This is a genomic window from Flavobacterium sp., from assembly GCF_044368995.1.
Classification (GTDB): domain Bacteria; phylum Bacteroidota; class Bacteroidia; order Flavobacteriales; family Flavobacteriaceae; genus Flavobacterium.
Window position 1 is genome coordinate 1 of sequence record NZ_JBIPMS010000171.1, and the last position, 2554, is coordinate 2554.

Genomic DNA, 2554 nt, shown 5'->3' on the forward strand with positions numbered 1-2554 from the left:
TTTGTAACTTTGCACTTATCTAGAATTTAAAAATGATTTCAATTACCGAAAAAACACTAAAAGATTTAGAGTTTCATACTATTTTACAAACCATTTCTGAACGATGTAATACAGAAATTGGAATGGAAAAAGCACTTCAAATTCAGCCGTTCCAAAATAAAGAAATATTATTTTCAGAATTGGCTTACACCAATGAATATGTAGCTTCTTTTAGCAATAACAACGCTTTACCAAATCATGGATTTGAAACCGTAACAGCTGATTTGAAATTATTGGCAATAGAAGATAGTTTTTTAGAGCTTATAGCTATAAAAAAAATATTAGATTTAAGTAAATCTACTAATGAATATTTAAAATTTTTAAAGAAATTCTCAGAATATTATCCAGAATTATATAAAAAATCTATCCAAATAGAATTTACACCTTACGTTACAAAATCTATTGAAGAAATTGTAAACAAGTTTGGAGAAATTAAAGATGACGCTTCACCTGATTTAGTAAATATCAGACGAAGTATTAATGTGGTTCGAGGAAAAATAAACCAAAGTTTTGGCATGGCGCTGTCGCAATTTAATTCATTAGGTTATTTAGATGATATTAAGGAAACAGTTGTTGATAATCGTAGGGTTTTGGCTGTTCAAGCAATGTATCGAAAAAAGGTTAAAGGATCTATTTTAGGTAATTCTAAAACCGGAAGTATTGCGTATATTGAACCTGAAACTACTTTAAAATATTCCCGAGAATTAAATAATTTAGAGTTTGAAGAACGGGAAGAAATTATGCGAATCTTACGCATGTTATCCGCCACAATTAGACCACACGCCCACTTAATTTCCCAATATCAGGATTTTCTATCAGATATGGATTTAATTGCGGCAAAAGCAAAATATGCCAATAGAATTAATGGCATACTTCCAAAAATTAATGACGAAAAGCGTTTGTTTTTTAGAGAAGCCTTTCATCCTATTTTACTATTAAATAACAAATTAGAAAACAAACCCACTTTTCCACAAACTATTGAATTAGAAAGTACTAACAGAATTATTGTGATTTCTGGTCCGAATGCTGGTGGAAAAACAATTTCATTAAAAACAATAGGTTTGTTGCAATTGATGTTGCAATGCGGCATGCTAATTCCAGTTCACGAACGAAGTGAAACCTTTTTATTTGATAGAATTTTAACCGACATAGGCGATAACCAATCTATTGAAAACCATTTGAGTACTTATAGTTATCGTTTGAAGAATATGAACTATTTCTTAAAAAAATGTAACGATAAAACCTTATTTTTAATAGACGAATTTGGTACGGGTTCAGATCCTGAATTAGGCGGTGCTTTGGCAGAAATTTTCTTAGAAGAATTTTACGATAGAGATGCTTACGGAATTATTACCACACATTATACCAATTTAAAAATATTAGCTAACGAATTGCCTTTTGCAAGTAATGCCAATATGTTATTTGATGAAAAATCATTAGAACCGATGTATAAATTACATTTGGGGCAGCCTGGGAGTTCATTTACTTTTGAAGTAGCACAGAAAAATGGGATTCCGTACGGATTAATTAATCGTGCCAAAAAGAAAATTGAGAATACAAAAGTGCGATTTGATAAAACCATTGCTACTTTACAAAAAGAGCGTTCTAAAATGGAAAAAACCTCTGTTTCCTTAAAAGAAGAAGAAACCAAAGCACGTGAAGAAAGCAAAAAAATGGAAACCATAAATATTAAAATTCAGGACAAATTAGAACGTTATCAGGAATTATATGACGCCAATCAGCGTTTGATTTATATGGGACAAAAAATTGATGATATTGCCGAAAAATACTTTAATAATAAAGACAAAAAGACATTAATTGGGGAATTTTTAAAAGTAGTTGAAATTGAAAACTCGAAACGTAAAAAAATATCTGCTAAAGAAAAAAAAGTTAAAGAAGTTGTTGCAAAACAAGTGATTGCTGAAGTAAATGTTAAGGTAGAAGAAATTCGTGTTGAGAAAAAAGAAAATAAAATCAAAGCCAAACAAGTAACTGAAAAACCAGTTGTCATTTTAAAAGTAGGCGACCGAGTTCGTATGAAAGACGGAAAAGCCATTGGAACCATTGAAAAAATTGAGAAAAACAAAGTTTCTGTAAACTATGGTGTTTTTATTTCAAAAACTAATTTAGAGAGTTTAGAATTCGTGCAACCGAATTAATTTGGCAATTTGACAATTAGTCAATGTGTCAATTTTAGGATTAATTTGTCTAAATAGAATTAATATAAGTTTTCGCCGTTTAAATCAGTTGTTAACACTTCGCTCATATAATTGAAAAAAGGTCGCATGGCATTGAAAATTGCGATTACTTCGTCTTTAAAATTTGGCGATAAGACTTCTTTATTAGTGAATTTTCTGGTCAGTAAATATTGTTTTTTCCTAATTAAATCTATGTTCGGATGGGTTTTGTCAAAGTTTTTGGGAGCTGTTTTTAATTCTTCCCCTTCCAAAGTTCCAAACATTTTTTTGAAAGTTGGATCTGCGATAATTTTCCTCAAATCAGAAGCGTCTAGTTC

2 protein-coding genes are annotated in these 2554 nt (G+C 30.3%); one reads left to right on the forward strand and one right to left on the reverse strand.

The features are described from left to right. The first annotated feature begins 32 nt into the window (after positions 1–32). The gene (locus tag ACIQ2I_RS08955) at positions 33–2198 is read left to right on the forward strand and encodes a DNA mismatch repair protein MutS (protein WP_396182064.1); all 2166 of its coding nucleotides are present in this window, start codon (positions 33–35) and stop codon (positions 2196–2198) included. A gap of 59 nt (positions 2199–2257) precedes the next feature. On the opposite strand, the gene ACIQ2I_RS08960 is transcribed toward ACIQ2I_RS08955, so the two are convergent. Further along, positions 2258–2554: DUF2461 family protein (locus tag ACIQ2I_RS08960; RefSeq protein WP_396182065.1), on the reverse strand; the 297-nt coding region annotated here is incomplete at its 5' end.

Excerpts from the sequence above, each read along its gene's own strand:
- ACIQ2I_RS08955 (WP_396182064.1), top strand. The coding sequence starts at position 33 with ATGATTTCAATTACCGAAAAAACACTAAAAGATTTAGAGTTTCATACT.